Annotated in this window: 6 protein-coding genes; all 6 read right to left on the bottom strand. The window is 41.8% G+C overall.

Features of this window, described 5'->3' with window-relative positions:
* A partial coding sequence (locus ACH2DQ_RS15625; RefSeq protein ID WP_395027357.1) for an ABC transporter substrate-binding protein occupies nt 1-758 on the bottom strand: 758 nt, incomplete at its 3' end.
* A gap of 102 nt (nt 759-860) precedes the next feature.
* On the bottom strand, nt 861-2,480 hold the full coding sequence (locus tag ACH2DQ_RS15630; RefSeq protein WP_394915157.1) for a response regulator: 1,620 nt from the start codon (nt 2,478-2,480) through the stop codon (nt 861-863).
* Nucleotides 2,481-2,547: 67 nt separating this feature from the next.
* Nucleotides 2,548-4,284 (bottom strand): sensor histidine kinase, encoded by a 1,737-nt coding sequence (locus ACH2DQ_RS15635; RefSeq protein ID WP_394915156.1) that lies wholly within the window; start codon nt 4,282-4,284, stop codon nt 2,548-2,550.
* Entirely contained in the window at nt 4,250-4,387 is a 138-nt protein-coding gene (locus tag ACH2DQ_RS15640) for a hypothetical protein (protein ID WP_394915155.1), read from the bottom strand. Before ACH2DQ_RS15640 ends, ACH2DQ_RS15635 begins: the two co-directional genes overlap by 35 nt.
* Before the next feature lie 75 nt (nt 4,388-4,462).
* A complete protein-coding gene (locus ACH2DQ_RS15645; protein WP_394915154.1) occupies nt 4,463-5,965 on the bottom strand; it encodes a sugar ABC transporter ATP-binding protein in 1,503 nt (500 codons plus the stop codon).
* A gap of 74 nt (nt 5,966-6,039) precedes the next feature.
* Nucleotides 6,040-6,809, bottom strand: a 770-nt coding sequence (locus tag ACH2DQ_RS15650) for a sugar ABC transporter substrate-binding protein (protein WP_395027360.1), incomplete at its 5' end; no start/stop codon positions are given.

Genomic DNA, 6,809 nt, shown 5'->3' on the forward strand with positions numbered 1-6,809 from the left:
CAATACATCCATCGGATTAAATCATTGTATAACTGCCCGCCCTTGGACCAGGCTGCACCATAGCCATAGGTATTCTCATCCGTCATTGCCTTTGCCGTTTCCAGGAATTCATCAGTATTTGTCGGAATCTTTGCCCCCGCTTTGTCAAAGACCTCTTTGTTGATAAACAAATACATAGCATTTAATTCCTGGGGCAGCAGATAATAGTTTCCATCTGCACTCTTGCATATACGCTCCAAAACATCTGCAGGATAATTTTCTTTTTCAGCTTCGATGATTTCATTAATCGGTTCCAGATAGCCCGCTGTACTGTAGGTGACTCCTAACAGCTCGTCTAAATGTACTATATCAAAAGAATCGTCTCCTGCGGTCAGGATAGAGCTTAATTTTGTCACCACATCGGGGTAATTTGTGGGCGCCACTACGCCCTCCACGATGATACCTGTTTTCTCTTTTACCAGATCCACAAATGGCTGCCATCCAGCCATATCCACATTTCTGGTATAAACCGTAACCGTCTCTCCCGCAAATGGCTGGCTGCTTCCTTCCTCTGACGCCTCACTTTCCTGTACAGACGCCGTTTCTGTGTCCTGTGAACTTGTCACGGATTCTGCCGCCTTCTCTGTTGGATTTTGGGTCGTCTCTGTCCCTGCACCGCCTTTTGTTTCTTCTGACCCGCTGTTACCGGAACCGCCGCATGCTGCCAGACCTGCTGCAAGTGTCAATGCTAATAAAATGCTGATAAACCGCTTCTTCATAGTACCCTCTCCTTCACTTGTTTGATACCAATAATATAAGTTTTATCTATAAAAAAAACAATGTACCAATTTCAAGGAAATGGTACACTATTCTTGCATTTTCTATTGATCCGTCCCTTTGCTCAGAAAGCGGTTCTTGTATTCCTGAGGCAGTTCTCCGGTACGGGAACGGAATACTTTAGAAAAGTATCTGGATGAGTTATACCCCACCATTTCTGAAATCTCAGTGATTTTATAATTTCCTGATTTTAAAAGCTCTTTTGCCTTTTCAACTCTTAAATTGGTTACATAATCATTGTAATTACATCCCGTTTTAGACTTGAATAAAGAGGAAAAGTAGCTCTGATTAAAATAGAATACACTGCAAATTTTTTCTATAGAGATATCCTGGGTATATTTTAAATGAATATAGCTGATTACCTCATCTATCGTACCTCCGTAATGCTTTCCCCGAATCTGCTCTAAGGATTTGCATGCCGGTACTGCAAAGGAATAAAACCGTTCCAGAAGCTGTTCTACATTCGGTGCCGCCGTTAATTGTGAAGAAAGATCCTTTTGTTCATATTCCTGGGGTAATGCCGCATTTTCTTCGCACAGATTCCATATTTCTTTTGCACATCTTTGTATGAAAGAATAAACAACATATGGCGGCTGAGATTTCTGATAGCGGCATATGGTTTCCTGCACCGCTTCCAGAACCTGTTCCCGGTTGTGCAGATGCAGCGCATGCTCCACTGCCGAAATATCCCTGGCATAAATACTGCCGGGACTTTTATACGGATATGGCAGACGCTCAAAAAAGCAGCAGCGTCCGTTTAGTCCGCCCTCTTTTGCACGTGCTTTCTGTCCGCTCTGTGCTTCATATAAAGCCGCTTTTGCTTTTCTGTAGGACATGGGAATTCCCTTCATTCCAGACACTGCATCCCCAATTCCAAGCGCAGCATTTCCGCCTTGTCCTTTCCCGTATTTCTTTAATTCCATCCAAATTTTTTCTATTGCATGTTCCCGGGTATCCACTCCTACCAGGATTATAACGATAATTCCATTTTTTATATAAACAATATACTGCTCATATGCCTGTTTTTGTAAAATTTTTTCGCAGTAATCCCTGATATGATCCGATTCAATTCCATTTCCTTTCACATCTCCTACGTTAACCGCCAATACTCTGTGAGGCATATGGATCTGCAGTTGTTCCATGTGCTCTTCATTTCCGGACATGCCCTCCTCTTCCAGGACCTTATCATAAATCGTGGACTGCAATTTTTTCTTCATTTCATTCTTATTCCCGATCACCCTGGCTGCATCTTCCAGCATTTTCTTTAAAAGGGTAGGATTGATGGGCTTGTTAATATAATCCAGCACCTGATACCGTATAGCCGCTCTGGCATATTCAAATTCACTGTAACCGCTTAGCAGAACAAATTCACACTGGATTTCTTTTTCTCTGCATGCGCCGATCAGTTGAATGCCATCCCATTTAGGCATGAGAATATCGCATATCACAAGATCCGGTTTTTTATCCTGTATTGCCTCAAATGCCATGAATCCATTTTCACAGATCTGCAATAATTCAAACCCCTCTGTTTCCTTTACAAATCTCCCGATTCCTTCCCGAATGACTTTTTCATCATCTACGACAATTACCCTGATCATTTTTATACCCACTGCATATTGCAGATCTGCTGCAATACAGCCACAATAAAACGTTGAAAGAATCACACCGTGGCTTCCTTTCTATAAATTTTCCTTCAACCAACGCTCATCTTTGCATGTCCAAAACGCTTCTTCACTTAATCTCTGCAACCGGTATTGATATTTCAATTCTGGTGTAATGTCCCACACGGCTTTTCATATTCAATCCTTTTTCCATCCCGTAAGTCAGGCAGATTCTTTGATTTACATTGGATAACCCAATACTCTCTTTTAATGTTCCTTTGGATTTCTCATACACCTCCCTGATTTTCTGCTGATCCATTCCATTTCCATTATCAAAAACCATGATCCTAAGCATCTGCTCCCGGATGCAAAGCTTTATTACCAGAACGCCGTCTTTCTTATCCTTTAGGCCATGAACGACTGCATTTTCCACTAAAGGCTGAATAATCAGGCATGGTATAACCTGCTTTAACGCTTCTTCCTCTACATGATAATAGGTCTGAAAGGAATGGTCATACCGAATCTCCTGAATATAAAGATAATTCTTAATCTGGAGCATTTCCTGACTGGCCGTTACTTCTTTTCCATATTGATAAGTCGTGTAGCGCAGCATATCACCCAGGCAGGTAATCATGTTTGTAACCTCCGGCATATCCAAAAACATCACCTTCCAGTTAATGGTATCCAATGTATTAAATATAAAATGCGGGTTAATCTGGGATTGAAGAGCCTCAATCCGGGCATTCTTTTCATTCAGGCTGATCACATAATTCTCATTCACCAGATTCTGGATACGGGTCAGCATGTGATTAAAGTCATCGGCGATATTTTCAATCTCACTGTAGCCATTTGCATCTACCTGCCTGGCTATCTCCGTTATGCCTATATCCTGGATCTGATGTACAAAATCATGCATGGGTTTGGTTAATTTTTTGGAAATCAGAAGCACCAGAAGCAGGTTTAGAATAACTAAAATAATCAGAAACTCGATTAATGTATTCTTAAAGGAGCTGATCGACAGGCTGATATCCTGAAAAGGTGTTACAATCACCAGATTCTGCCCCAGAGAATCTATCCCCCTCTCCAGAATCTGCGGCATTGCTCCTCTGTCTGCTTCCTCTTTTTCCACTTCTGATAATAATTTCCCTGCAAGTCCGTCCCGGGTGGCATAAGTCACCTCCCCGCTGCCATTTACCAGCATGCCATAACTTCCCGGCGTAGTAACTGCACTTTTTAAAATATCCCGTATGTATTGCCCCCGGATCATTACCATTACTGTTCCGGTAATCTGGTCATCTTTGAGTACATTGCGAAAGTCTTTAATCGTCCTGGCAAATATAATACTGTGATCCTTGCCCACATCAAAGCACTTCATTGCCCCCTTATTCCTGATCACCTGTTCCTGGGCATATTCCCGGTAAGCCCGGTGAACCTGGTAGGTGGTACTGCTGTAATTCTTAATTAAATATATATCGGTCTTAGCTGCATCTTCCAGAAATAAGCCCACCGAATGTATAAAATTATAGGACAGTAAATAGTCATAGCACCGGCTCTCCGCCTGGAAAGCCAAAGACTGGCGCTGGGATTCATTCTCATACTCCCCTCTGAAAATCTGGCTGCAAAGGTCATTCAGCGTTTCATCCGAGTACATTTTCAATGTGAGGTCGTTTAAATAGAACCGGACATCATCCACACCTTTTGCAATGTTGTCCGCTGCTATTTGATTATTTTCCATAATATTAGACTTTGCAATTTTAAAATACTGGGAATTAATCAGGTAAAAGAACAGGAGAAAACTGACTACATTTAGTAGAATAAAATAAATAGAAATACTAAAAGCTATACTCTTTGATCTTTTCTTTTTCATAGGGCACCCCTCCCTGGGAAATCTGTACTTTATTGTTATCATATAATATCCCGGCAAAGGTTACAACTGTAGAATGCGGCTGCCCGCAAAAAGGCTGCCCCATAAACCTGATCTCTCAGCCCTATGGGACAGCCCTGCATTTATTTCGTTATTTTTACTGTCTTTGCCGGTCCTTTTCTTAAGCCATCAATTTTCCAATCTCACCGCTTACATCCTCATATCTTCGTTCCCCGGCATTCAGGTTATCAATTTCACCTGTAATCTTCTGGTCTTTAAATACCAGAATACGTCTGGCAAGGGTAATCATTTCAGGCATATCGGAAGAAATCAGGATAATGGATTTCCCTTCATCCTTGGCAAGACTCCAGATTAAATCATGAATATATTTTTTCGCCCCTACATCAACGCCAACCGTAGGCTCGTCGATAATGAGCACATCACAGTCTGCAGCCAGCCACTTCCCGATGCTCACCTTTTGCTGATTTCCGCCGGAGAGGCTTCCTACTTTGGTTTCCGCAGTGGGCGTCTTGATTTTCATTTTGTCGATCATATAGCGGATCGTTTTCTCTTCTTCCTTTACGCTGATCTTCTTAAACTTATTGCGTATGCGCGACCATATTGTTATGGTTGTATTTGTGCCAACCGAAAAGTCCAGAATCAGTCCTTCTTCTTTCCTGTTTTCCGATACATACCCGATGCCATACCGCTCCAGGCTGTCCTGGACAGAATTAATGGATGCCTTTTTTCCTTTTACATAAACTTCACCCTGATCCATTTTATCTGCACCAATTAAAAGCCTCACTAATTCTGTCCTTCCGGAGCCAACTAAACCATAAAATCCAAGAATTTCCCCACGTTTTAACTGGAACCCAACATGATCAAACTGCCCGTATGTGGTGATATTTTTCGCTTCCAGCACCACATCTTCTTTCACATCCAAAAATCCCAGGTGTTCATTTGATTCCTCACGCCCAATCATCATTTTTACAATATCCTGTCTGGTAATTCCCACACAGCTTTTTGTCCCCACATATTTCCCGTCTCTCAGTACGGATACTTTATCACAAAGTGCAATTACCTCTTCCAGTTTATGGGATACAAAGATAACTGCCACATTCTGCTCCTTTAGACGCTTTACAATCTTAATCAGATTATTGCTCTCGTAAGTGGTCAAAGAGGATGTAGGCTCATCCAGGAGTATGTATTTTGCATTTGAGGACAACGCTTTCGCTATCTGAATTAACTGCTTCTGAGCTGCCGTCAGATGCTCAATTTTCTGGGTTGGGCTGATATCCAGTCCCACAATGCGCAGATACTTCTCCGCTGTCTCATTAATCCGCTTCCAGTCCACCATCCCTCTTTTTTTAAACTGGTCAATCCGGTCTAAAATAATGTTTTCAGCCACCGTTGATTCCGGGATAACCTGAATTTCCTGACTTACCATATTAATATCATGGGCAACTGCATCCCTGAAATTCTTGATATCTGCTTTCTCTCCATCCAGATACATCTCTCCCATATCCGGATGATAAATTCCCGTTATAATTTTCATGAGGGTTGATTTCCCGGCACCATTTTCACCCATTAAAGCATGTATTTCACCTTTGCAAAAGCTTAGGGAAACATCATCCAGTGCTTTAACCCCCGGGAAAATTTTACTTATATTTTTTAATTCCAGCATACAAACCTCCACTGATGCCTCCCTTCGAAAATGCTTCTTTATAGCAGCGTATTTTCTCTGGAAGGCACATTATTCTATTTCGTCAGATATTCCGTTGTGAGTTTTCCTAAAATATCCTGGGTTACCTGATCCAGTTCTGTTTCATAGGTAGTCAGATTGTCTTTCGTTACGATAACATTACCCGCATTAATAAAATATTGCTCATTCTTTACCTGATATCCTTCTCCCATATATTTTAGAATCATACAGGAGATATAACCGTGTCCTGCGGTATTCTGGGCAATTGTCGCATCTACGATTCCATCTTCAATACCTTTCATTACACCAGAGTCCGTATCAATCGCAACCGTAAAGATATGCTTGTCATCCCCCTGTTTCTCGTAATAGTCGGATAAAGTCTGTGTCATACCTACACTTGTCACAAGTCCGGTACATACGATACCATCAATTTTCCCAACATTTGCAGAAAGTGCACTTTCAATTTTGCTGACTGCCTCTTCCTGGGTTTTAATTCCGGCTATTTCCTGAATGATTTTTACATCCGGATATTTTGCTACCGCTTCTTCCACACCTTCTTTGCGCAGTGCCGTATTGGGATCTTCCAGTACTTCCAGAACGTTTAAGATATTTCCTTTTTCACCCATCATCTTGATAACCGCTTCTGTTGCATCATACGCCGCCTGTTTTACATCGGTAGCCACTGCGAAGGAAGCAGTTGTAGGTTTGGCGGTATCCGTACCAAAGTTAATTACATTAACACCCATTTTTTTTGTGATCTCTTCATACAGACCGTTTGCTCCGGAGGCGTCACAGGGATAGATAGAATGTGCATTTACCCCTTGTG

Source organism: Robinsoniella sp., assembly GCF_034124845.1.